The sequence below is a fragment of the Bacillus sp. VA15 genome (assembly GCF_055721145.1).
Genome location: NZ_JBVQPQ010000002.1, coordinates 522,218 through 545,350, shown reverse-complemented (window position 1 = coordinate 545,350; position 23,133 = coordinate 522,218). Strand labels below are relative to the sequence as shown.

At 41.4% G+C, this 23,133-nt stretch carries 25 protein-coding genes; 17 read left to right on the top strand and 8 right to left on the bottom strand.

Annotated elements, in window-relative coordinates; translation table 11 throughout:
• The first annotated feature begins 7 nt into the window (after positions 1-7).
• Positions 8-874, top strand: a complete 867-nt coding sequence (locus AC0DBE_RS07665) for an NAD(P)-dependent oxidoreductase (RefSeq protein ID WP_014113608.1) — start codon at positions 8-10, stop codon at positions 872-874.
• Between the two features lie 39 nt (positions 875-913).
• On the opposite strand, the gene AC0DBE_RS07660 is transcribed toward AC0DBE_RS07665, so the two are convergent.
• On the bottom strand, positions 914-1,684 hold the full coding sequence (locus AC0DBE_RS07660; protein ID WP_079288743.1) for a CAP domain-containing protein: 771 nt from the start codon (positions 1,682-1,684) through the stop codon (positions 914-916).
• A 337-nt stretch (positions 1,685-2,021) separates the two neighbouring features.
• Here AC0DBE_RS07660 and AC0DBE_RS07655 point away from each other — a divergent pair, with 337 nt between their 5' ends.
• Positions 2,022-4,136: a peptidoglycan D,D-transpeptidase FtsI family protein gene (locus tag AC0DBE_RS07655; RefSeq protein ID WP_061187369.1), complete on the top strand. Its 2,115-nt coding sequence runs from the start codon at positions 2,022-2,024 to the stop codon at positions 4,134-4,136.
• Between the two features lie 164 nt (positions 4,137-4,300).
• Entirely contained in the window at positions 4,301-6,121 is a 1,821-nt protein-coding gene (gene kinA, locus AC0DBE_RS07650) for a sporulation histidine kinase KinA (RefSeq protein ID WP_061187370.1), read from the top strand.
• A 9-nt stretch (positions 6,122-6,130) separates the two neighbouring features.
• Here the strand turns inward: kinA and AC0DBE_RS07645 are convergent, their stop codons facing one another.
• Positions 6,131-7,312: an aminotransferase A gene (locus AC0DBE_RS07645; RefSeq protein WP_003218653.1), complete on the bottom strand. Its 1,182-nt coding sequence runs from the start codon at positions 7,310-7,312 to the stop codon at positions 6,131-6,133.
• A 201-nt stretch (positions 7,313-7,513) separates the two neighbouring features.
• Positions 7,514-7,675: a hypothetical protein gene (locus AC0DBE_RS07640; protein ID WP_003218655.1), complete on the bottom strand. Its 162-nt coding sequence runs from the start codon at positions 7,673-7,675 to the stop codon at positions 7,514-7,516.
• 205 nt (positions 7,676-7,880) lie between these two features.
• On the opposite strand from AC0DBE_RS07640, the gene cheV reads away from it, so the two are divergent.
• Positions 7,881-8,792 carry a chemotaxis protein CheV gene (cheV, locus tag AC0DBE_RS07635; protein WP_079288742.1) on the top strand — a complete coding sequence of 304 codons (912 nt, stop codon included), beginning with the start codon at positions 7,881-7,883 and terminating at the stop codon, positions 8,790-8,792.
• 41 nt (positions 8,793-8,833) lie between these two features.
• Here the strand turns inward: cheV and AC0DBE_RS07630 are convergent, their stop codons facing one another.
• The 4 genes from AC0DBE_RS07630 to AC0DBE_RS07615 form a co-directional block, all read right to left on the bottom strand.
• Positions 8,834-9,298 (bottom strand): YkyB family protein, encoded by a 465-nt coding sequence (locus tag AC0DBE_RS07630; RefSeq protein WP_003232406.1) that lies wholly within the window; start codon positions 9,296-9,298, stop codon positions 8,834-8,836.
• 125 nt (positions 9,299-9,423) lie between these two features.
• The gene (locus AC0DBE_RS07625) at positions 9,424-10,716 is read right to left on the bottom strand and encodes an MFS transporter (protein ID WP_072566202.1); all 1,293 of its coding nucleotides are present in this window, start codon (positions 10,714-10,716) and stop codon (positions 9,424-9,426) included.
• 75 nt (positions 10,717-10,791) lie between these two features.
• Positions 10,792-11,286: a L,D-transpeptidase family protein gene (locus AC0DBE_RS07620; protein WP_072182876.1), complete on the bottom strand. Its 495-nt coding sequence runs from the start codon at positions 11,284-11,286 to the stop codon at positions 10,792-10,794.
• Between the two features lie 56 nt (positions 11,287-11,342).
• Positions 11,343-12,203: a metallophosphoesterase gene (locus tag AC0DBE_RS07615; RefSeq protein WP_114150604.1), complete on the bottom strand. Its 861-nt coding sequence runs from the start codon at positions 12,201-12,203 to the stop codon at positions 11,343-11,345.
• 141 nt (positions 12,204-12,344) lie between these two features.
• Here AC0DBE_RS07615 and fadH point away from each other — a divergent pair, with 141 nt between their 5' ends.
• The 13 genes from fadH (at position 12,345) to AC0DBE_RS07550 (ending at position 22,083) form a co-directional block, all read left to right on the top strand.
• The gene (gene fadH, locus AC0DBE_RS07610; RefSeq protein WP_472961659.1) at positions 12,345-13,109 is read left to right on the top strand and encodes a 2,4-dienoyl-CoA reductase; all 765 of its coding nucleotides are present in this window, start codon (positions 12,345-12,347) and stop codon (positions 13,107-13,109) included.
• A 63-nt stretch (positions 13,110-13,172) separates the two neighbouring features.
• Entirely contained in the window at positions 13,173-14,396 is a 1,224-nt protein-coding gene (locus tag AC0DBE_RS07605; RefSeq protein WP_061187372.1) for an EAL domain-containing protein, read from the top strand.
• 621 nt (positions 14,397-15,017) lie between these two features.
• Positions 15,018-15,257 carry a YkuJ family protein gene (locus tag AC0DBE_RS07600; RefSeq protein WP_003218671.1) on the top strand — a complete coding sequence of 80 codons (240 nt, stop codon included), beginning with the start codon at positions 15,018-15,020 and terminating at the stop codon, positions 15,255-15,257.
• 108 nt (positions 15,258-15,365) lie between these two features.
• Positions 15,366-15,884 carry a ribonuclease H-like YkuK family protein gene (locus AC0DBE_RS07595; RefSeq protein WP_003218672.1) on the top strand — a complete coding sequence of 173 codons (519 nt, stop codon included), beginning with the start codon at positions 15,366-15,368 and terminating at the stop codon, positions 15,882-15,884.
• Between the two features lie 133 nt (positions 15,885-16,017).
• Positions 16,018-16,215 carry an AbrB antirepressor AbbA gene (gene abbA, locus AC0DBE_RS07590; RefSeq protein WP_010886502.1) on the top strand — a complete coding sequence of 66 codons (198 nt, stop codon included), beginning with the start codon at positions 16,018-16,020 and terminating at the stop codon, positions 16,213-16,215.
• A gap of 138 nt (positions 16,216-16,353) precedes the next feature.
• Complete coding sequence (gene cbpB, locus AC0DBE_RS07585) at positions 16,354-16,797, top strand: cyclic-di-AMP-binding protein CbpB (RefSeq protein ID WP_003218674.1); 444 nt, start codon at positions 16,354-16,356, stop codon at positions 16,795-16,797.
• 146 nt (positions 16,798-16,943) lie between these two features.
• Positions 16,944-17,825, top strand: a complete 882-nt coding sequence (ccpC, locus tag AC0DBE_RS07580; RefSeq protein WP_014113620.1) for a transcriptional regulator CcpC — start codon at positions 16,944-16,946, stop codon at positions 17,823-17,825.
• Positions 17,826-17,935: 110 nt separating this feature from the next.
• Complete coding sequence (locus AC0DBE_RS07575) at positions 17,936-18,412, top strand: flavodoxin (protein ID WP_014113621.1); 477 nt, start codon at positions 17,936-17,938, stop codon at positions 18,410-18,412.
• Positions 18,402-19,295 (top strand): WD40/YVTN/BNR-like repeat-containing protein, encoded by an 894-nt coding sequence (locus AC0DBE_RS07570; RefSeq protein ID WP_242733362.1) that lies wholly within the window; start codon positions 18,402-18,404, stop codon positions 19,293-19,295. The genes AC0DBE_RS07575 and AC0DBE_RS07570 overlap by 11 nt, the downstream gene beginning before the upstream one ends.
• 15 nt (positions 19,296-19,310) lie before the next feature.
• Positions 19,311-19,766: a flavodoxin gene (locus AC0DBE_RS07565; protein WP_014113623.1), complete on the top strand. Its 456-nt coding sequence runs from the start codon at positions 19,311-19,313 to the stop codon at positions 19,764-19,766.
• Positions 19,767-19,871: 105 nt separating this feature from the next.
• Complete coding sequence (gene dapD / locus AC0DBE_RS07560) at positions 19,872-20,582, top strand: 2,3,4,5-tetrahydropyridine-2,6-dicarboxylate N-acetyltransferase (protein WP_003218680.1); 711 nt, start codon at positions 19,872-19,874, stop codon at positions 20,580-20,582.
• A 69-nt stretch (positions 20,583-20,651) separates the two neighbouring features.
• Positions 20,652-21,776, top strand: a complete 1,125-nt coding sequence (locus AC0DBE_RS07555) for an N-acetyldiaminopimelate deacetylase (protein ID WP_472961651.1) — start codon at positions 20,652-20,654, stop codon at positions 21,774-21,776.
• A gap of 61 nt (positions 21,777-21,837) precedes the next feature.
• Positions 21,838-22,083 (top strand): YkuS family protein, encoded by a 246-nt coding sequence (locus AC0DBE_RS07550; RefSeq protein ID WP_003218684.1) that lies wholly within the window; start codon positions 21,838-21,840, stop codon positions 22,081-22,083.
• 35 nt (positions 22,084-22,118) lie between these two features.
• Here AC0DBE_RS07550 and mscT read toward each other — a convergent pair whose 3' ends face one another.
• Positions 22,119-22,922, bottom strand: a complete 804-nt coding sequence (gene mscT, locus AC0DBE_RS07545) for a small-conductance mechanosensitive channel protein MscT (RefSeq protein WP_061187375.1) — start codon at positions 22,920-22,922, stop codon at positions 22,119-22,121.
• Positions 22,923-23,133 lie beyond the last annotated feature (211 nt).

Genomic DNA, 23,133 nt, shown 5'->3' with positions numbered 1-23,133 from the left:
AATGACCTTGAAGAAAACAATTGGTTTTATCGGCCTTGGAGTGATGGGAAAAAGCATGGCGTCACATATTCTCAATGACGGACATCCTGTTTTAGTGTACACCCGGACAAAAGAAAAAGCAGACAGCATACTGCAAAAAGGCGCGGTATGGAAAGAAACGGTCAAAGATCTTTCAAAAGAAGCGGACGTTATCATTACAATGGTCGGCTATCCCAGTGATGTTGAAGAAGTGTATTTCGGAAGCAACGGAATTATTGAAAACGCAAAAGAAGGCGCATATCTCATTGATATGACGACATCTAAACCTTCACTTGCTAAGAAGATTGCTGAAGCGGCTAAAGAAAAATCATTGTTCGCTTTAGATGCCCCTGTTTCCGGCGGAGATATCGGCGCGCAAAACGGAACACTCGCAATTATGGTTGGAGGAGAAAAAGAAGCATTTGAAGCCTGCATGCCGATTTTCTCTTTAATGGGAGAAAACATTCAGTATCAAGGACAGGCTGGAAGCGGCCAGCATACCAAGATGTGTAATCAGATTGCAATCGCAGCTGGTATGATCGGTGTTGCTGAAGCGATGGCATATGCTCAAAAATCAGGCCTGCAGCCGGAAAATGTCCTGAAAAGCATCACAACGGGCGCAGCCGGAAGCTGGTCATTATCAAATCTTGCTCCCCGTATGCTGCAAGGCAACTTTGAACCAGGTTTTTATGTGAAACATTTTATTAAAGATATGGGAATTGCGCTAGAGGAAGCGGAATTAATGGGAGAAGAAATGCCAGGCTTGTCGCTTGCAAAATCCTTATATGACAAGCTCGCTGCACAAGGCGAAGAAAACAGCGGAACACAGAGTATATATAAGCTCTGGGTGAAATAAAAAAAGATTGCCTGTAAGAAACAGGCAATCTTTTTTTTATTATTTTCCGATGAATTGCTGTGTCCAGATGCTTCCAGACTCAACGTAGCCTACACCGATGTGAGTAAAGTTAGGGTTTAGAATGTTTTTTCTGTGTCCTTCACTGTTCATCCAAGCTTTTACTACTTCTTCTGGTGTTTTTTGGCCTTTAGCAATGTTTTCACCTGCTGTTTTGTAGCTGATTCCGAAAGATTTCATCATGTCAAACGGTGAGCCGTAAGTCGGGCTTTGGTGATCAAAGTAGTTCTTGTCTTTCATATCCTGAGATTTTGCGCGTGCAGATTTGCTTAACGTTTCATCAATTTGAAGCGGTTTTAAGCCTTGTTTTTGTCTTTCTGCATTTGTAAGCTCAACAACTTTTTTCTCATATGCACTTACAGATGAAGGTGCAGATGTTGTTGTGTTTGTTTTTTCAGCTGCAGGTGCTTTAGAAGCAGTGTTTTTTTCAGCAGCTGCTTTTTCTGTAGTTTTTTGCGCAGGTTTTGCAGTTTCTGTCTTTTGAACATCCTGAATGTTCATGTTAGATTGCTTCGCATGTTTTTTAAGAAGCTGCTTGATCTCTTTTTCGTTTGCAGTATTTAATGTTTTAATATTTGTGTTAATATGCAGCTTTTTCACTACATCGTTAAGAGACATGTTTTGTACTGTATTCCCTGTTTTTACTGTTACCACATGCTGGCAGGAGAGTTCTTTCGCTGATGCTTGCTGTACGCCCCCGAATGTGAATAATCCAACCGCAGCGGCAGCAGATAAAATAAATGCTTTCTTCATTAGTTCATAACCTCCTAGAGTTGTTTGTTTCTACAAAAAAATCATAACATAGCTTTTTTGTCATAAAGTATCCATCACTTTCCTTTGACAAAGAGAGATTGTCATTTTCGTAACCAATATGCGCTAAACCGCTGAGGTGAAGGGAATCAGCTGTATTTCATGATATTATCGTACAGTTACATAGCTTCCTTTTATTTGAATCGTTAGTTATATTTTAATGTGTTTTTATATTGACAGCTTTTTTTATCCTTTTTTGCTGTAACAACTGTTACAAAGGTGTTACAATTAATCTCAGTATATGTAAATATATTGAATGATTTGAGAGGGGTAACCAGAAGTGACTGAAATAGGACGTGAACCAAAGAAAAAAAGCAAAGGAAACAGGGCAATCAGAATGAACCTTTTTTTCCTTGCTGTCTTTGTTCTATTCACTGCATTAATCTTTAAGCTTGGCGTTGTTCAAATTGTTGAAGGTGAACAGCATGAAGAAAACGCTGAGAAAGCAAATGCAAAAACAGCGTACTATCCGGCGCCTCGAGGGAAGATGTACGACAGAAACCAGAAAGTGGCTGTCGATAACCAGAGCGTGCCTGAAATTGTGTATGTTTCAACATCGAGCACAAAAACAGAAGACAAAATCAAAACAGCGAAGCGGCTTGCTGCTTTAATTCATATTGATACCGAATTTTTGAAGGAAAGAGATTTGCGTGATTACTGGCTCGCATCTCATCCGAAAAAAGCCGCCGCTCTGCTCAAGGCATCTGAAAGCAATCTGAAAGGGGCCCAGGCTTACAAGCTTCAAATTGAGCGTGTACCGGATCAAGAATTGAAGGCGATTCAGCGAGATGACGAAGAAATGGAAATCGCTGCGATATATACAAGGTTTTCAAGCGGAAATGCTTACGAACCTCAAATCGTAAAAGCGATGAATCCAAATGAAAGCAACAGCAATGGAAAAAACGGAACATTGCTTGACGAGAAGAAAAGTTCCACGCAACGACCAAAAAATGATTTAACATATGATGAAATTTCAATTGTTTCTGAGCATTTAGAAGAGCTTCCGGGAATCGACATTGTAAACGATTGGACACGAAAATATCCTTATGACAAAACCCTCTATTCTGTTTTCGGCGGCGTCACGACACCTGATCAAGGCCTGCTGAGCGACCGGAAAGATTTCTACTTAACAAGAGGCTATGCGAATAATGACAGAGTGGGGAAAAGTTATATAGAGTATCAATATGAAGACTATTTAAATTCCCAAAAGGAAAAAGTGCAATACGTAGAAGACAATAAAGGGAATGTCGTCAGCCAAAAAACCATTGATAAAGGCAGCAGGGGATACGATCTTCAGCTTTCTTTTGACATGGAGCTTCAGGCAGAAGTGGAAAAGATCATTGAAGAAGAAGTGAGAAACAGCCGTGCACGCGGAAACTATATGCTTGACAGAGCCTTTGTCGTGATGATGGACCCGAATAACGGCGATATTTTGTCCATGGCAGGAAAAAAGATAGATTTAGAAACAAACAAAATTCAAGATTATGCGATAGGGGCATTTACAACCCAATATGAAATGGGTTCAGCAGTAAAGGGTGCCACAGTGCTTGCCGGTTATCAGGACGGAATTCCGCACTATAAATATTTTCTCGATGCTCCAATGTATTTAGGAACAAATCTCATAAAAAAATCTTATACCAATATGGGAACGATCAATGAATTAACCGCTCTGCAAAAAAGTTCTAACGTATATATGTTTAATGTTGCCATGCATATTGCGGGTGTAACATACAAGCCGCATGGGTCTCTTCCGGCTGATCAGAAGGATTTACTGAAAATGAGAAACTATTACAGCCAGTTTGGCCTAGGGGTAAAGACAGGTATTGACCTGCCTCAGGAATCAGCTGGTATGCAAACCACACCTGAAACTGTAGGGGGATTAATTTTAGACTTGGCAATCGGTCAATACGATACATACACACCGCTTCAAATGGCCCAGTACATCTCAGTAATCGCCAATGGAGGCTATCGTGTGCAGCCTAGAATCGTCACAAGTATTCATAAGCCAGGAAAAAAAGACCAGCTTGGTAAGGCGATTGAACATAGAAAACCTAAAGTGCTAAATAAGATCAACAATTCAGAGAGTGATTTGAAGCAAGTGCAAACAGGTATGAAATTAGTCACTTCTTCAGGGACAGCTAAAAATACGTTTACAGAAGACGTATCAGGAAAAACGGGAACAGCGGAAACATTTTACTACGGCACGAATCGTAATTGGTGGGGGAAAAGCACATACAACCTTACTTTTGTCGGTTATTACCCGTCGAAAAATCCAAAAGTGGCTTTTAGTGTTGTTGTTCCATCAGTAGATGATGATGATAAGATCAATAAAATTATTGCCAAAAGAGCTATACATGCTTACGCAGAGCTCGAAAAGAAACACAGTAAAAAATAAAAAAACAGGGTGCACAACTGAAAGGTTGTGTGCCCTTTCTTTTATTCAAAAATTGACGTTCACCATAAGAATAGAAGGAGAATACTCATTTTCTAGCGAATCATACTAGGTAAAAGTCAATCTGTATATGTCGAAATACGATGATCATGCAAAGGAGGGATTCTGTGGAACAGGATACGCAGCATGTTAAACCATTTCAAACAAAAACCGATATTCATGCAGTCTTGGCCTCTAATGGACGCATCATTTATATATCTGCCAACTCTAAACTGCATTTAGGCTATCTCCAAGGAGAGATGATCGGATCATTCCTCAAAACGTTTTTGCATGAGGAAGACCAATTTTTAGTTGAAAGCTATTTTTATAATGAACATCATCTGATGCCATGCACCTTTCGTTTTATTAAAAAAGATCATACGATTGTGTGGGTGGAGGCTGCGGTAGAAATCGTTACGACAAGAGCTGAGCGGACAGAACGGGAAATCATTCTGAAAATGAAGGTTCTTGAAGAAGAAACAGGCCATCAATCCCTAAACTTCGAAAAACATGAAATCGAGCCTGCAAGCCCGGAATCGACTACATATATAACGGATGATTATGAACGGTTAGTTGAAAATCTTCCGAGTCCGCTATGCATCAGTGTCAAAGGCAAGATCGTCTATGTAAACAGTGCGATGCTTTCAATGCTGGGAGCGAAAAGCAAGGATGCTATTATTGGCAAATGGTCCTATGAATTTATTGAAGAAGAATATCATGATATCGTGAAAAACAGGATTATACGAATGCAAAAAGGAATGGAAGTTGGAATGATTGAACAGACGTGGAAAAGGCTTGATGGCACACCTGTTCATTTAGAAGTGAAAGCGTCCCCGACCGTCTACAAAAAACAGCAGGCTGAGCTGCTGCTGCTGATCGACATCTCTTCAAGGAAAAAATTCCAAACCATCCTGCAAAAAAGCCGTGAACGATATCAGCTGCTGATTCAAAATTCAATCGATACTATTGCGGTGATTCATAATGGAAAATGGGTGTTTATGAATGAGTCGGGAATATCCCTGTTTGAAGCGGCTACCTATGAAGATTTAATTGGCAAAAACATATTTGATCAGCTGCATCCTTGCGATCATGAGGATGTAAAAGAAAGAATCCAAAACATCGCCGAGCAAAAAACACAATCAGAAATTGTCAAGCAATCATGGTTCACCTTCCAGAACAGGGTCATCTATACGGAGATGGTCTGCATTCCGACGACCTTTTTTGGAGAAGCTGCTGTCCAAGTCATTCTTCGGGACATTTCTGAGAGAAAACAAACAGAAGAATTGATGCTGAAATCGGAAAAATTATCAATCGCAGGGCAGCTCGCGGCAGGAATCGCCCATGAAATCCGCAACCCGCTGACGGCGATCAAAGGATTTTTGCAGCTGATGAAACCGACGATGGAAGGAAATGAACATTACTTTGATATTGTCTTTTCTGAACTCAGCCGTATCGAACTAATACTCAGTGAACTGCTTATGCTGGCGAAACCCCAGCAAAATGCCGTTAAAGAATATTTGAACTTGAAAAAATTAATTGGTGAGGTCTCGGCCCTGTTAGAAACACAGGCAAATTTAAATGGTATTTTTATCAGAACAAGCTATGAAAATGACAGCATTTATATAAACGGGGATCAAAACCAATTAAAGCAGGTATTCATTAATTTAATTAAAAATGCAGTTGAATCAATGCCTGACGGGGGAACAGTAGACATTATCATAACTGAGGATGAGCATTCTGTTCATGTCACTGTCAAAGATGAAGGGGAAGGCATACCTGAAAAGGTGCTGAACCGGATTGGAGAACCATTTTTAACGACAAAAGAAAAAGGCACGGGGCTTGGACTGATGGTGACATTTAATATTATCGAAAATCATCAGGGAGTCATCCACGTTGACAGCCAGCCGGAAAAAGGCACAGCATTTAAAATTTCATTTCCGAAAAAATAAAACAACGGCTTAAACGCCGTTGTTTATCGTCTGCATTGATTCCCGTTTTTTTAATACAAATAATTCTAAGCGGTCCAGGCCTTCTCTTAGCGTATCCAGCGAGTATGCGAAAGACAGCCTCACATATCCCTCACCATACTTTGAGAATGAGCTGCCCGGCACGAGTGCCACACCTGAATCTTCCAAAAGAGCCATACTAAAATCAAAAGAAGACATTCCAAATGATTTAATAGATGGGAAGATATAAAACGCGCCAGACGGTTTCACGACGTCAAGTCCCATGGAAACAAGACGGTCATACACATAGTCCAGACGTTTTTTGTATTGTTCCCTCATAATTAGGGCGTCGTCAAAGCCGTTTGTCACAGCTTCAAGGGCGGCTTTTTGAGAAATGGATGACGCACACGACACATTGTATTGATGAACCTTTAAAATGTGCTTTGCTATGTCTTTCGGTGCGAATAAAAATCCAATTCTCCAACCGGTCATGCTGTGTGATTTTGACAAGCCGTTAATGACAATTGTTTGATCTCGCAAATGGGTTGCGATGGAGTAATGGGGTCTGTCATATGTTAATTCACTGTATATTTCATCAGACAATACGAAGACATTTCTGCCTTTTAAAAGGGCAGCGATGCTTTTCAGTTCTTCTTCAGATAAAGTCACGCCAGTAGGATTTGACGGATAAGGAAGCACGACACACTTAGTGTTAGGAGTCAGAGCATCTTCAATCAGCCGGGCAGTAAGCTTAAAGCCATGTGACGTAGTATCAACAATGACAGGCTTGGCGCCGCACAAATTGATAATAGGTTCATAGCCTGGATAAATCGGGCCTGGCATAATCACCTCATCACCGGGAGATAAAATCGTCCGGAATGCAGCATCAATGGCTTGGCTTGCACCTGTTGTGATGATGATTTCAGATTCAGCATCATAGTTAAAATCCGCTTTTTTCTTCATATAAAGCTGCACAGCTTGTCTCAGCTCCAGGTAGCCGGCGTTCGGAGTATATGACGTCACGTTTTCATCAATGGCTTTTTTTGCGGCAGCTTTCACGTGATGCGGCGTGAAAAAGTCAGGCTGGCCGATTGTAAGTGAAATTACGTCTTCGTGTTGAGCTACAAGATTTGAGAATTTGCGTATTCCTGAAATTTCAATCTCTCTTGCTTTCGGATTCAGCAAATGTTCCATAATTCATCACCTTAACAAATATAATGAGTTTATCCTATTTTACCACTAGCTGATCATTTGTCACCTTTTTAGCCGATATATTTCGATTGTATGCGCCTTTTTTCTAAACATACCTTTCTTTTCAGAAAAAAAGAAGACAACCAGCGATTTGATTGTCTTTATTGTATCATGTTCTATTATTGTTTATATGTGCCAATTTCATTAATAACCATAATCAAAATGAAGGTCTTCGTGCCAAATCATATACGATGGATGCTCTTCTTGAAGGTCAGCTGATTCTTTCTTCATATGCAGGTAAGTCTCTTCACTGATATCTTCTAAAACAGTCATTTCATTTTCTTTAAATATTACTAAGGTACCCATTATTTACACCCTTCTTTGGAAAAATCCTTGACTATTTTATCACTGTTAGTTGGAAAGTCAATGGTTATTAGGAAAAAAGTTTCTTTTTTAAAGAACCGCGGCTTGACGCTCCCAGAATCGATTTTGAAGAGCCATGCCATTCACTTTTTACAATTTACGCCGATATATACAGTACAATACTGAATGCGAATAGCGAGGGATTGAAGTGTCGTTACAACAATACGAAATTTTATTGGATTCTGGTACAAATGAATTAGAAATTGTGAAGTATGGCGTAGGCGATAATGCTTTCGGAATTAACGTCATGAAGGTAAGGGAAATTATTCAGCCAGTCGAGGTGACATCAGTGCCTCACTCCCATCAGCATGTAGAAGGAATGATTAAGCTCAGAGGAGAAATTCTCCCTGTGATCAGCCTCTTCTCATTTTTTGGAGTTGAGCCTGAGGGATCAAAAGACGAGAAATATATCGTGACTGAATTTAATAAACGGAAAATTGTTTTCCATGTCGGCTCTGTTTCTCAAATTCACAGAGTATCCTGGGAAGCAATTGAAAAGCCCACATCATTAAATCAAGGAATGGAGCGGCACCTTACCGGGATTATTAAGCTCGAAGACCTAATGATCTTTTTGCCTGACTATGAAAAAATTATTTATGACATCGAATCAGACTCAGGTGTGGATACGTACAATATGCATACCGAGGGCTTCGATGAAAGAAGAGCTGATAAAAAGCTTATCATTGTAGAGGACTCACCGCTCTTGATGCGCCTCTTGCAGAATGAGTTAAAAGAAGCAGGGTACAACAATGTTTCTTCGTTTGAAAACGGAAAAGAGGCATATGACTACATTATGAACCTTGCTGAAAATGAAACTGATTTATCAGAACAGATTGATATGATTATCACTGACATTGAAATGCCAAAAATGGACGGACACAGGCTCACAAAGCTGCTGAAGGAAAACCCGAAAAGCTCAGACGTACCGGTTATGATTTTCTCATCGTTAATTACAGATGATTTGCGTCACCGCGGAGAAGTCGTTGGCGCAGATGAGCAAATCAGCAAGCCTGAGATCAGTGACTTGATTAAAAAAGTGGATACGTATGTCATCGAATAAATAAAAACAGCCGATGCCTGAGTGGCACGGCTGTTTTTATTTTAAAAGTAACTCTCGCCAAGCTTTTTAAAAACAGGTTTATGATAAGCTGGCTGCTGGCGATTTGGCACAAGCGGTTTTTCTTTCATGCCGACATATTCTTGCAACAGGTGTTTCGCTTTTGTTAAAGACATTTGAGCTTTAGGATTTCGGTACGATTGATTAAGTGTACCTAAATGCGGAAGATGTTCGAAGTCTTCTTTAGTTGGAGGCATGTGAAAATAGTAGTCTCCGATTGAAATAAGCACGTCCGATTGCTGTTGGCTAAACCTTGGGTTTTTTGAAAAATGAAGCCCTATTTTCTTTCCTTTACCTTCTTTGACAAGCTTTTGCAAAGCCCGTTTTTTCAGCAGGTATAGGTATTTAGGGTTGGGGGCGGTTTTTGCATGGCGGTTCACAGTGTAAACTGCTTTTGAAAGATTTTCTACGGTTGGTTGCAGATCTTTCGTATATGCATGGTCGTCCATTATTTCTCTCCTTTGCTCTTATCAAATTCTATATGATTAGATTATACTTTTTTAAAGTTGAAATGCAAATATTGAATGTAAAAATGCGCTTTTTTCTGAGAAAAAAAGCGCATTTTTAACGTATATTATACAGATCTTGCTTTCTTTTTCGGCTGCTCTTGAAATGCTTCCTGAACATTCACTTCCACAGCCTGTGCGCTGTATTTTGGCAGTGCAACAAAATAAAAAATAAAAACAAGCAGGATGATAACGCCCATGCCGTAATAAAGATAATCAATGTTTGAAACGAACTTAGGGAATAACAGCGCAACTAAGCCGAGTGTTAAAGACTGTGCAAACATCATAAAAGGGTCTTGCAAGCCGCTTACACGTCCCATCAGCTTTGGATGAACAATCTTTGGCATCCATCCTCCGATTGCAATGTTGATCGGTCCAATGCACATTCCCAGGGCAAAAGCTGCCGCGTAGTACACCCATAAAACATTCGTATAGCCGAGAACGAAAATCAGCAAGCCTGCAATGAAAATCGGTATCGACATTAAAAAATGCGGCTTCACTTTTTTAGAGATGATCGTGCCGATTACACTTCCCGCCAGCAGCCCAAACCCGAGTGCGATTGTAAATACAGACGTATGCCACTCATAACGGTCAGGCGCCAATCCGTATTTCATTGTAAACATTGGCAATACGGCGAATCCTCCGTTGACAAATCCGAAAATGAAGAAACCGAATATAAGAGATGCAAGCAGTTTGTTTTTAAAAATATAGAGAATACCTTCCCTAAAATCATTTATTGAATCTTTAACAGAAGTTTTTCTCCAGCTGAATGCGCCGTTTGGCTGTCGGGCTTCTTTCGGAATCCGGCAGCTGCGGATCAGCAGCCCGGAAATGATAAAGCTGACAAAATCAAGAATAATGGCGCCTTCAATACCGATGGTGTTGTACATAACAGCGCCAATTCCGACTCCGAACACCATGAAAATACTAAAAAGCATCTGGTTAAGCCCTGCCGCTTTCGCATAATGCTCCTTCGGCAGGATGGCTTGTACCAAACTGTTTTCTGCCGGAAAGAAAAACTTCGTGACAGCGCTTCTGACAAATAAAATACAGAAAACAAGAGGAATATTGCCGGTAAATAAAGTGAAAAAAAGAACGACAGTCAGGCCGGCTCTGATCCAATCACAGTTTTCCGCTACCTTTTTTCTGTCAAACCGGTCCGCGACAACTCCTACGATCAAAAATACAAATACGGTCGGGAGAGAATACATCAGCTCCGCCAAGGTCGTATATGAAGGCTGGCTGCTGAAGCGGTCCAGCAAGAAAAAAGCAAAGGCCATGTTGCCTACTGTCGTGCCCATTTGAGAAGCGAGTGCTGCGAAAAATAGGCGAACAAAATTACGATTTTTAAATATATCCATAAAAACGCTCCTTACCCTAAAGGTCCCACTTTATCATATTATAAACCGCCTGTTTTTGAAACAAATAAGAAAACATTACCGGTTAATAGTGACTCTTGTTCCGTTTGGCACAATTGAAGCGAGTTCGATTACGTCTTTGTTATGCATGCGAATGCAGCCTTTAGAAACAGCCTTACCAATCGAAGAGGGATTATTCGTCCCGTGTATTCCGTAGTGCTGCTTTGAAAGGCTCAGCCAATAAGCGCCAAATGGGCCGCCGGGATTGCGCTGGCGGTTAATAATATAAAACTCGCCAGTGGGCGTTTGCGTCAGTATTTTACCAACGGCGATGGGGTAGGTTTTCATTACCCGATTATTTTGGAACAGCGTAAGGGTCTTCGCTCCGATTGAGACTGCGATATGATACGGAATCGTATTAGGGTCCGGCAGGCCGGGTATGACTATGGACTGTCCTGCTGTGAGCCCTGCCTGCAGTGACGGATTAGCCTGGAGTAACGCAGCGGTGCTGATTCTGAAATCAGCCGCGATGCTGTTCAGTGTATCACCTTGCTTCACCTGGTACGTAAGCAGTTTCCTCATCCTCCTTTTTTACTTATAAGTATTGATAAGGAGCCCATCCTGCTACATTAATTTGTGCTTTTTAAGGTAAAGACAGTGATTTCAGGCTTGGCTAGAAACCGCAAAGGCAGTCTGGTCATCCCGAGGCCGCGGTTTACATAAATATGAGTGCTGCCTGTTTGATACATTCCTTCTATGTAGACTTTTCCATATGGAGGCGTAATGATCGGTCCGTAAAAAGGCAGCTGAATCTGGCCGCCGTGTGTATGGCCGGAAAGCTGAAGATTCACCGGATATCCTGTTGTTTTTAAGGCTGCATCAGGTTCATGGACGAGCAGAATGGAAAAAAGTCTGTCGCTTAGCCTTGATAGGATGCCTTCATAATCTGGGTTTCCGAGCATTAAGTCATCAAGCGATGCAATCTCGATTTCACTGCCATCTGCAAGCGACAATGTTTGATAACCATTGCGGTATACCGTAAAACCGCCAGCCGTCATCAGGCTTTTGTAAACAGCAGTTCCATAGCCTCCGTGATCATGATTGCCGTAAATACAAAGCTTGCCGAAGGGAGCATGTAGTTTTCTCAATAATGGAATAACTGCCTGGTGTTGCTGGTACGTATTAGGATTATCGATGATATCCCCTGTAAAAACTATGAGATCAGGTTTAGATTCATTAATTGTTAGGATGACAGTTTTTAAATCTTCAAGAGTAAAATAATCACTCAAGTGTGTATCACTGAACTGCACGATTTTAAAACCGTCAAATCCGTGCGGGATGAGAGAGCTTTTTATAGTGTGTTCGGTTGTCTCGATCATATGCGGCTCCAGATATCTGGCATAGCCGTATCCTCCGCCAGCTGTTAAAGCCCCGGCAGCAAGAGTGCCGAACATTCCTTTCAGAAATTGCCTTCTGGACATCTTTTTCATTTCAAACCAACCTTTAATAGAGTTTTTCTATTATAGCATCTGTATCTTGAAAAAATCTCATATCAGCATGTACTGACAGAGCAGGCATATAATGATAGAATAATATTGAATGAATACTCATTCATGACGGGAGGGAGAAACATGGAAAAAAAAGCGGTTATTATTACCGGCGGGTCAAGCGGCATGGGAAAAGCAATGGCAAAAAAACAGGCTGAATTAGGCTGGCACGTCATGGTGACAGGACGGAACCAGGAAGCACTTGAGGAAACGAAAAGAGAAATTGAGACCTTTGAGGGGCAGGTCACTTGTTTTCAAATGGATGTCCGTTCTGATTCCGCTGCTTCAGACATGATTACAGAAGGGGTAAGAGCCTTTGGCCGGCTTGATGCGCTGATTAATAATGCGGCCGGAAATTTTATTTGCCCGGCAGAAAAGCTGACGCCCAATGGATGGAAAGCCGTTATTGAGATTGTTTTAAACGGCACATTTTTTTGCAGCCAAGCTGCGGCACGGTATTGGATCGAGCAGCAGCAGAAGGGCGTCATTTTAAATATGGCCGCCACTTATGCTTGGGGAGCGGGAGCGGGGGTCGTTCATTCCGCTGCAGCCAAAGCAGGGGTATTGTCACTGACAAGAACCTTGGCCGTGGAGTGGGGGAGCCAATACGGAATCCGCACAAACGCGATTGCACCTGGTCCGATTGAGCGAACAGGCGGTGCGGAGAAGCTATTTGAATCAGAAAAAGCGATGGCCCGCACGCTGAACAGTGTGCCGCTCGGACGGCTCGGCACGCCGGAGGAAATCGCCGCCTTGGCCGCGTTTATGCTTTCTGATGAAACTTCCTATATGAATGGAGAATGTGTCACTCTGGATGGGGGGCAATGGCTGAATCCTTATCCGTTTTAAAGCATATTAAACTTTGGATTCAATGTGGTATAATCAGACAAAGATAGAGAAGCAGGTGATAACATGTTGGATCCACTTGATATTTTAACGAACATTGATGATGTCCTCCCATATTACCAGGCGATTTTCAGTGCCGAGGAGCAGAAAATCGTCGGGTATGAGGTGCTGGGGCGTATAATGGCAGATTCGGAAATTCAAAGTCTCGGACCCTTTTTTTTAGATGGGGGAATACCCGAAGAATATAAATTAGAGGTGGATAACAGAATTATCCGCCAGGCTCTAGACCGTTTTTTAGAGGCCGATTCTGATCTGCTGATTTTTATGAATCAGGATGCCAATCTGCTGATGCTTGATCACGGCGAAAGCTTTCTGGAGCTTCTGAAAGAATATGAAGCGAAAGGAATTGAACTTCATCGTTTCGTGCTTGAAATTACGGAGCACAATTTTGAAGGGGATATTGAGCAGCTTTACCATATGCTTGCCTACTATCGTACATACGGAATTAAAATTGCAGTTGATAATATCGGAAAAGAAAGCAGCAACCTGGACAGAATTGCATTACTTTCGCCAGATCTGTTAAAAATCGATTTGCAGGCGCTGAAAGTATCACAGCCGTCACCGTCATATGAGCATGTGCTATATAGCATATCTTTACTAGCGAGAAAAATCGGTGCTGCGCTGCTGTATGAAGACATTGAGGCGAACTTCCAGCTTCAGTACGCTTGGAGAAACGGAGGCCGCTATTTTCAGGGCTATTACTTGTTGTCTCCGTCTGAAACGTTTCTAGAGAGAGATGTATTGAAACAAAGACTTAAAACTGAATTTCACCAATTTATCACACATGAGAAAAAGAAGCTTGAAACCGTCTATGAACACTCTGAACAGTTTTACAGACGGGTTCATCAAGCGGTGACATCTTTGAGAAAAAACAACTTGTCTTCTGATGATGACTTTATTAAAAAGCTGGCGGAAGAGCTGACCGATTGCAGCTTTAGAATTTACATGTGTGATGGAGAAGGCGATCAGCTGACGGGAAATGTGTTTAAACAAGATGGAGAATGGATTTACCAACCGGAATACGCGGAAAAGAATTGGAGCTGGCGTCCTTATTTCCTGGAGAACATTATGAGAATGAGAAATCTCAGAAAAGGGTTTTTCAGTGATCTGTACAGTGATTTGGAAACAGGTGAAATGATCAGAACGTTTTCGTATCCGATGGATGATCAGATGTATTTATTTATAGACTTGCCCTATTCTTATTTATATGAGCAGGATGGATTGATTTAAGCGGCTGAAAGGCCGTTTTTTTTATGAATTGAAAAAAATATCAAAAAACGATTGACATTGATACTGAGAATCATTATCATTTAATTATAGAGAGAAGCTACTCTCTGTTCCCCAACCCCTCTATCAGATCAAGATCCGAAAAAGCTTGGCGCTACCCCCGCCAAGTTTTTTTATTTGCCAAAGCATAAGACAATCAATAAAACAATAAACCTAACTAGGGGAAAACGTTGAACAATGGGAGGAACAAAATGTTCTTTCAGCGCCCGAACACTCGTACCAATGCTGCACGGCTGTGCAAGAGATATTAGACGGCAAATGCGGCGAGATGTTCACTCTGAATCATTACATATTGCAAAATTTCAAAAGAAGATTTTGATGAAATTGCAAAAAAAAGCTTTCCTGACTCTGCGGGCATACCAAAAAAAATCATAATTGTGTGCATGACATTCAAAAAAAGCCTCAAACTAATAAAAAATAGTTTTTTCACTTTTTTTCTTTTCTTAAATTCAGCAGTGAAAATGCCATCCTGTCCGACTTTATGGTATGATGCTCAATAGAACTTGTATTATAATAAATACTTGTTGATTTGAAGTTGCTTTTTGAAAGGAGTCTTTTTTTAGAATGTCACAATTAATGGGTATCATCACACGGCTGCAAAGTCTGCAAGAAACAGCGGAAGCGGCTAACGAGCCAATGCAGCGTTATTTCGAAGTAAATGGTGAGAAAATATGCAGTGTTAAATATTTCGAAAAAAATCAAACGTTTGAATTGACGGTTTTCCAAAAAGGTGAAAAACCTAACACATATCCGTTTGATAATATCGACATGGTTTCCATCGAAATCTTTGAACTTCTTCAGTAAGATTCCTGAAATAGTGGGAACAAGCTTCCGCTTTTGCAAAAGTAATCGAAATAAACGGTAAGGAACATACTTGTTTCATGGTTGTAAATTTTGAAAAGGAGTGTCGCTATGGCTGATTCTTTTCTGTTTTATAATCTTTCAGAAGCACAGATGACCTTTCAAGATGTGATGGAACGGCTTAAAGCCTTTGTTCGAAAGGACCCCCGTTCTTCTTATGTGTTATCGATCGGAACCGATTCACAAGTGTACCGCGATTACACAAAGTTTATTACCGCATTGCATTTGCATCGTACAGGCAAGGGAGCTTGGGGCTGCTTGAAAAATCATACAGTCGATAGACCCATACATAGCCTTCGGGAGAAGATTTCGTTAGAAACGGCGTACAGCCAAGAAACGGCCGCTCATATTCTTGATGGGCACTTAATGGATATTACCGATCTGCTCCTGCCCTTTACCGGTGAGGGGGCGGATCTTACCTTTGAGGTTCACTTGGATATTGGGAAAAAAGGGCTTACAAAAGAACTAATTCAAGAAATGACAGGACGTATCACTTCCATGGGGATTGAGGCAAAAATAAAACCGGATTCATACACTGCCTTCAGCTATGCAAATCGTTTCACAAAATAATTCCGGCTGAAAAGCCAAGGGAAATGTCGAATTATGCGGTTGACGTTTGTTTTCTGATTACTTATTCTAGCGGTAGAGCTGAAAGTAAGTTGTCTTGCTTTCAGAGGTATTCAGTATAAAACAGGGGGCCTGATTGCGAATGAGTCTTATCGGTGAACGATTTACAGAAGAAGAACAAAAACTTCTGCTGAATATCCTGATCAACCATGAGTATGCCATCGAGCTATTAAGCAGTGAGATCAACGATATAGAGACAGGAACCAAAAACGTTGACGGAACCACCTACAAAAAACTTGTAACGCTATACGACCGATTTCGATTTGAAAATTAATGGAGCACCCTATAATTGATACTCGCTCAAAGAGTATCTTTTTTATTGAAACGAAACTTTTCGACAAATACTGATAAAGTTTATATTATTGTAATATAGGGAATGTATTGTTGAGGAAAATGAAAAGGGGTCGAAAACATGATAAGCTTACAATCAGACCAGCTTCTTGAGGCAACAGTCGGACAATTTATGATTGAGGCGGACAAAGTAGCGCACGTTCAAGTCGGCAACAACCTTGAGCACGCATTATTAGTGCTGACAAAAACCGGATACACAGCCATCCCGGTTCTTGATCCTTCCTATCGTTTACATGGTTTAATCGGTACAAATATGATCATGAACAGCATTTTTGGGCTTGAGCGAATCGAGTTTGAAAAGCTTGACCAGATTACTGTCGAGGAAGTCATGCTGACTGATATTCCGCGCCTCCATATAAATGATCCGATTATGAAGGGGTTCGGCATGGTCATTAATAACGGATTTGTCTGTGTTGAAAATGATGAGCAGGTGTTTGAAGGAATTTTTACGAGAAGAGTGGTTTTAAAGGAATTGAATAAGCATATACGCTCATTGAACAAGTAGGCTTCACGGCCTATTTTTATTATATCCCCAGATCAAGAAAGAAAGCGCATACATAATTTAAACCAGAATAGGGCTTGAATCAGAAACAAAGATTTGATTAGAATGGGAGATAAGAAAAACTTATTGATCATGAAAAGGAGGACGACATGCAGCTTCAAGAGCTTCATATGCTCGTAGTTTTAGCTGAGGAGTTAAATATGAGAAAGGCGGCGGAGCGGCTTTTTGTATCTCAGCCGGCTTTATCTCAGCGCTTACAAACAATTGAAAAGGCGTGGGGCACAAAAATCTTTTTAAGATCCCAAAAAGGGTTAACGGTAACGCCGGCCGGTGAGAAAATCATTCAGTTTGCGAATGATGTGACGTTAGAGCAGGAAAGAATAAGAGAAAATATTGATGAACTTGAAGGTGAAATTCACGGCACACTGAAGCTTGCCGTCGCCTCCATAATCGGCCAGCATTGGCTTCCTAAAGTCTTAAAGACGTATGTGGAAAAGTATCCGAATGCAAAGGTCTCACTCATTACGGGCTGGAGCAGCGAAATGCTGAAAAGCTTATACGAGGATCAGGTTCATATTGGCATTATTAGGGGCAACCCAGAGTGGAAGGGCCGTAAAGATTACTTAATGACAGATCACCTGTATTTAGTGGACACTGAAATTTCCTGCATCGAAGATATTGCCCATACAGAACGGCCGTTTATCCAATTTAAAAGCGACAGCACTTATTTTCAGGAAATTCAGCACTGGTGGCATCAAAAATTTAAAACGTCGCCAAAACAGACGATATTGGTTGATCAGATTGAAACGTGCAAACAGATGGCGCTGCACGGAATCGGTTATGCCATTTTGCCGTCTGTTACCCTTCAAAACGAAGATAAAGTCAATAAAATGCCTCTGTTAGACATGAAAGAGCATCCGATCGGACGGGATACATGGCTATTAGGCTATGAACCTGCCTTTGAGCTGAAGCAAGTTCAAGCTTTTGTTCAAGTGATAAAGGATATGCTGGATCAAGAAAATCCATTTTAAAGACAGCGATGTGCTGTCTTTTTTTATTTACACATTGACAATGAAAATCATTATCAGTTAAAGTGATACATATGATATTGAAAATCATTATCAATTGATGAGGTGATAACATGGCTAAAGCCTTGATTACATATGCCAGCATGTCAGGAAATACAGAAGACATTGCCGTAATTATAAAAGAAACGCTTCAGGAATATGAGTTGGATATCGATTGTGTCGAGATAGATGATGCGGATGTGTCTGCTTTGACATCCTATGATTATGTGCTGATTGGCACCTATACATGGGGCGACGGCGATTTGCCTTACGAAGCGGAAGATTTTTTTGAAGAGGTCAAACAGCTTCAGCTTAATGGCTTAAAAACAGCCTGCTTCGGATCTGGAGATTATTCTTATCCGAAGTTTTGTGAAGCGGTCAATTTATTCAGTGTCATGTTGCAAGAGGCGGGGGCTGCCGTTTACCAGGAAACATTGAAAATCGAACTAGCGCCTGAAACAGATGAAGATGTGGAAAGCTGCCGAGCGTTTGCGAGAGATTTTCTTGCATGGGCAGATTATATGAACAAGGAAAAAATCCATGTTTCATAAAGGAGCGACTGCTGTCACGGCATCGGCATTTCCTGGTTATTTTGTGGCGGTACAAAGAGAAGGCATTTTTCATTATTCTTTGGAGCAGGGCTGGAGAAAGCTTTTTCGTTTGAAAAGCAAAATTCATTGCATCAGTTACATAGGGTCTTACTTATTTGGCGTCGGTGAAAAGGGAACGATCATTCGCTCGTCTGACGAAGGGAAAACCTGGACGATGTCGAGCTTTCCGACAAATGCAACAGTGTGGGCGATTACCGGCCGAAATGATGGATTTGTCTGTGCCCATGGCAAGCATTGCATATATGTATCGGATGATTTTGGTGTTTCATGGTGCGTAGCCAAACCTTTTGCGGAATTTGATAACCCCCCTGTAATCCGTTCGTTGTGCCTGCACGGCGGCAGTCTTTTCATCGGCACGCAAATACACGAATATTTTGGGGGCATTTGGGCTTACGATTTTAAACGTGATACTGTCCAAATGGTAAAGAAAGAAGAAAACCGGATGACGGCATCCATGCTTGTGTTCAATGAAAATTGGTTAGTGGCGGCGACGGGGTCTGTGAAAGGAAAGCACGGTGCTGTCACTGTACGGAATATTTTGACTGATGAAGAATTCACCATACAATCCAGCATGATCAGAAAAGAAGAATCATTTCTTGATATTTCAGAGGATGATGGAATTATATATGTCACAACGACGCAAGATGAAAATGGTTATTCGAGAATTTACCAGGCTGATCTCGAAGCCCGAGCGTTAAAATGGTTCGATACCATTAAGGGGCATGGGTGGAGAGTGGCTAATCAGAAAGAGAATTTCTTTTGTGCAGGCTTGTATGAATGTAAATTTGTCCAGCCGTACGAAGTTTCAGCAATGATTCATTAGAGGAGGAATAAGGAATTGGGGAAGATTTTGCTCGTTTATGCAACAATGTCAGGCAACACTGAAGCGATGGCAGATTTGATTGAGAAGGGGCTTCAGGAGGCGGAAGTGGAAGCGGACCGTTTTGAAGCGATAGATATTGATAATGCACAGTTGTTTAACGATTATGATCATATTATTATGGGAACCTATACGTGGGGAGACGGAGATCTGCCTGATGAATTTTTAGACCTTGCTGAAGATATGGATGAGATTGATTTTTCCGGCAAAACATGCGCCGTATTCGGGTCCGGTGATACAGCATATGAATTTTTCTGCGGAGCAGTTGATACGCTCGAAGCAAAAATAAAAGAACGCGGAGGCGAAATTGTGCTGCCTTCGGTAAAAATCGAAAATAATCCAGAAGGTGAAGAAGAGGAAGAATTAATGGAGTTCGGGAGACAATTCGCAAAGAAAAGCGGAATCGCTGTCTGACTCTCCCACTGGGAACTGCTAAAGCGGCTGTTCCTTTTTTTCTTGTCTTTGTATCTTTCCTTTGATACAGTAATGAGGTAGAAAATCAGGAGGAGGACTATACATATGAAAATGATGGACGCAAATGAAATTATTTCATTTATTCAAAATAGTACAAAATCTACACCGGTAAAGGTTTACGTGAAAGGTGAGCTGGAAGGAATCAATTTCGGCGAATCTGCGAAAGCTTTTATCAACGGAAACACTGGTGTCGTTTTCGGTGAATGGAGCGAAATCCAAACAGCAATTGAAGAAAATCAAAGCAAAATCGAAGACTATGTGGTTGAAAATGACCGCCGCAATTCTGCGATTCCAATGCTTGATCTTAAAAATATCAAAGCGCGTATCGAGCCGGGCGCGATCATCCGCGACCAAGTTGAAATCGGTGATAACGCAGTCATCATGATGGGTGCTTCTATCAATATCGGTTCAGTTATCGGCGAAGGCACAATGATCGATATGAACGTTGTCTTGGGTGGACGAGCTACCGTTGGTAAAAACTGCCATATCGGAGCGGGTTCTGTACTTGCGGGCGTTATTGAGCCGCCATCCGCTAAACCGGTTGTCATTGAAGACGACGTTGTGATCGGCGCAAATGCTGTTGTGCTTGAAGGCGTAACAGTAGGTAAAGGAGCGGTTGTTGCTGCGGGCGCGATCGTGGTAAACGATGTTGAGCCATACACTGTCGTTGCAGGAACACCTGCTAAAAAAATCAAAGACATTGATGAGAAAACAAAAGGCAAAACTGAAATCAAGCAGGAATTACGCCAGCTGTAAGGAATGGTTTGATAAAAAAGGCGTGGATAATATATCCACGCCTTATTCGTATAGGCAGGAGGAATGAAAATGAAGAAAGAGGAGCTCATCGCAATCCGCAGAGATCTGCACCGTATACCGGAGCTTGGATTTCAGGAGTTCAAAACCCAGCAATATTTATTAAATGTTTTGGAACAATATCCGCAAGACAGGATTGAAATTGAGAAATGGCGAACAGGGCTTTTTGTAAAGATCAACGGAACGGCGCCGGAAAAAATGCTGGCGTACAGAGCGGATATCGACGCGCTTTCCATTGAAGAGCAAACCGGTCTTCCGTTCGCATCAGAGCATCACGGTAACATGCACGCCTGCGGACACGATTTACATATGACGATTGCACTCGGCATTATTGACCATTTTGTTCACCATCCGGTCAAACATGATTTGCTCTTTCTGTTTCAACCGGCAGAGGAAGGACCTGGCGGTGCGGAACCAATGCTTGAGAGCGACGTTTTAAAAAAGTGGAAGCCTGATTTCATCACTGCGCTGCATATTGCTCCAGAGCTGCCAGTAGGCACTATCGCGACAAAAAGCGGCCTTCTTTTTGCGAATACATCAGAGCTTGTCATCGATCTGGAAGGCAAAGGGGGACATGCAGCCTATCCGCATTTGGCCGAGGACATGGTTGTAGCCGCAAGCACACTTGTCACCCAGCTGCAAACGATCATCTCTAGAAACACAGATCCGCTGGACAGTGCTGTTATTACAGTTGGTACCATTACCGGCGGCTCAGCACAAAATATCATTGCGGAAACGGCCCACTTGGAAGGCACGATCCGCACGCTTTCTGAAGAATCAATGAAGAAGGTAAAGGAGCGGATTGAAGATATAGTGAAAGGAATCGAAATCGGGTTCCGCTGCAAAGGGAAAGTGACATACCCGTCAGTGTATCACCAAGTTTACAATACGAACGGACTGACAGAAGGATTTATGTCTTTTGTTGCTGAACATCAACTGGCAACAGTAATCGAAGCAAAAGAAGCAATGACTGGAGAGGATTTTGGCTACATGCTGAAAAAATATCCCGGCTTCATGTTCTGGCTCGGTGCTGACTCTGAACATGGGCTTCATCACGCAAAGCTGAATCCCGATGAAAATGCGATAGAGACAGCGGTTAACGTCATGACAGGTTATTTTTCTGTTTATGCCAATTAAGTATAAATGAAAGAATAAAATTCCATAAAATGAGCACTCTAGTAAACGGAGGTGTTCAATAATGGCTAAAAAAATTGGAATTGAGCAATCGTTATCAGATGTAGAAGCTGCATTAAAAGAAAAAGGATATGACGTTGTAATGATGAAAAGCCCTGACGATGCAAAAGGCTGTGACTGCTGTGTCGTAACAGGTCTTGATAATAATGTGCAAGGAATAGCCGATACGGTAACACAAGCACCTGTCATTACAGCTTCCGGGATGACTGCTGAAGAAATTTGCAGCGAAGTTGAAAGCAGAATTCAGTAAATAAAAACCGAAGCAAAAAGCTTCGGTTCTTTTATTTATTCTGTTTCTTTAGGAAAAGCACGGTCAAGTGCAGTTTTTATTTCCTTTCTAAGCACTCGCTCAACCCGCCACTGTTCCATATTTTCTGTTTTGGCAATGACTCTGATCACGATTTCAGAAGTGCCCAGTTCTTGAATTCCGATGACATTAGGGCCTTCTTTTATTTGCGGGAGAGCGGCTGCTGTCTCATCACATACTTGCTGTAAAATGTGAATCGTTTCATCAATATTTCTTTCAGCCGGCACTTTAATATCAACCAGAGCCTGCATTGTTCCCCGCGAATGATTGCTCACGTTTGTAATGTTTCTGTTTGGGATATAATGCAGGGTTCCGTCAAAGCTGCGGATTTGAGTGGTTCTTAAGCCAACCTGCTCAACAATCCCGTCAAAGGTGGAAACAGTAATATAATCTCCGACATCCAATTGTTTTTCAAGCAATATAAAAAAACCTGTCACAATGTCGCTGACAAGTCCTTGGGCGCCAAATCCGACAGCCAGTCCGACGATTCCTGCTCCCGCTAAAAGAGCACTTGGATCGTAATGGAACAAATCAAGAACCATGACAAAGAATATAAAAATTAATATGTAAGCAAATATGTTAAGAGTCAGGCTTCGGAGAGTATGTGCACGTCCGATAGACAAGCTGTGCTGCTCCTCGAATTTTGCAAACAGATGTTTAATGATTTTTATACCTAAAGATCGAACGATAAAATAGAGCAATACCATAATGACGAGTTTAATGAGCAGAATACCGGCATTTGTAATCAGTCCCGCCCAATCGTATTGTTTAATAAAATCCATGTTGGAGCTCCTTTTCTGAATTGATTGCTGCACATTGAGATGAGTTACCCTATACATGAATATGTTAAACTCTTTATTCAAAAATGTCGAAACCAAAGACATACAAGATTTGTTAAAAATTGACTCTGAAAATCGGCTCCTATATAATGGGCATTGTGATGTTATTAACGAAATATGGGTAAACATCCTTTACTTTCATGTGAGTCCGGCT

Coding starts and splice junctions, on each gene's coding strand:
- AC0DBE_RS07660 (WP_079288743.1), bottom strand. CDS start 1,684: ATGAAGAAAGCATTTATTTTATCTGCTGCCGCTGCGGTTGGATTATTC.
- AC0DBE_RS07645 (WP_003218653.1), bottom strand. CDS start 7,312: ATGGAACATTTGCTGAATCCGAAAGCAAGAGAGATTGAAATTTCAGGA.
- AC0DBE_RS07640 (WP_003218655.1), bottom strand. CDS start 7,675: ATGGGTACCTTAGTAATATTTAAAGAAAATGAAATGACTGTTTTAGAA.
- AC0DBE_RS07630 (WP_003232406.1), bottom strand. CDS start 9,298: ATGGACGACCATGCATATACGAAAGATCTGCAACCAACCGTAGAAAAT.
- AC0DBE_RS07625 (WP_072566202.1), bottom strand. CDS start 10,716: ATGGATATATTTAAAAATCGTAATTTTGTTCGCCTATTTTTCGCAGCA.
- AC0DBE_RS07615 (WP_114150604.1), bottom strand. CDS start 12,203: ATGAAAAAGATGTCCAGAAGGCAATTTCTGAAAGGAATGTTCGGCACT.
- fadH (WP_472961659.1), top strand. CDS start 12,345: ATGGAAAAAAAAGCGGTTATTATTACCGGCGGGTCAAGCGGCATGGGA.
- AC0DBE_RS07605 (WP_061187372.1), top strand. CDS start 13,173: ATGTTGGATCCACTTGATATTTTAACGAACATTGATGATGTCCTCCCA.
- AC0DBE_RS07600 (WP_003218671.1), top strand. CDS start 15,018: ATGTCACAATTAATGGGTATCATCACACGGCTGCAAAGTCTGCAAGAA.
- AC0DBE_RS07595 (WP_003218672.1), top strand. CDS start 15,366: ATGGCTGATTCTTTTCTGTTTTATAATCTTTCAGAAGCACAGATGACC.
- cbpB (WP_003218674.1), top strand. CDS start 16,354: ATGATAAGCTTACAATCAGACCAGCTTCTTGAGGCAACAGTCGGACAA.
- ccpC (WP_014113620.1), top strand. CDS start 16,944: ATGCAGCTTCAAGAGCTTCATATGCTCGTAGTTTTAGCTGAGGAGTTA.
- AC0DBE_RS07575 (WP_014113621.1), top strand. CDS start 17,936: ATGGCTAAAGCCTTGATTACATATGCCAGCATGTCAGGAAATACAGAA.
- AC0DBE_RS07570 (WP_242733362.1), top strand. CDS start 18,402: ATGTTTCATAAAGGAGCGACTGCTGTCACGGCATCGGCATTTCCTGGT.
- dapD (WP_003218680.1), top strand. CDS start 19,872: ATGAAAATGATGGACGCAAATGAAATTATTTCATTTATTCAAAATAGT.
- AC0DBE_RS07555 (WP_472961651.1), top strand. CDS start 20,652: ATGAAGAAAGAGGAGCTCATCGCAATCCGCAGAGATCTGCACCGTATA.
- AC0DBE_RS07550 (WP_003218684.1), top strand. CDS start 21,838: ATGGCTAAAAAAATTGGAATTGAGCAATCGTTATCAGATGTAGAAGCT.
- mscT (WP_061187375.1), bottom strand. CDS start 22,922: ATGGATTTTATTAAACAATACGATTGGGCGGGACTGATTACAAATGCC.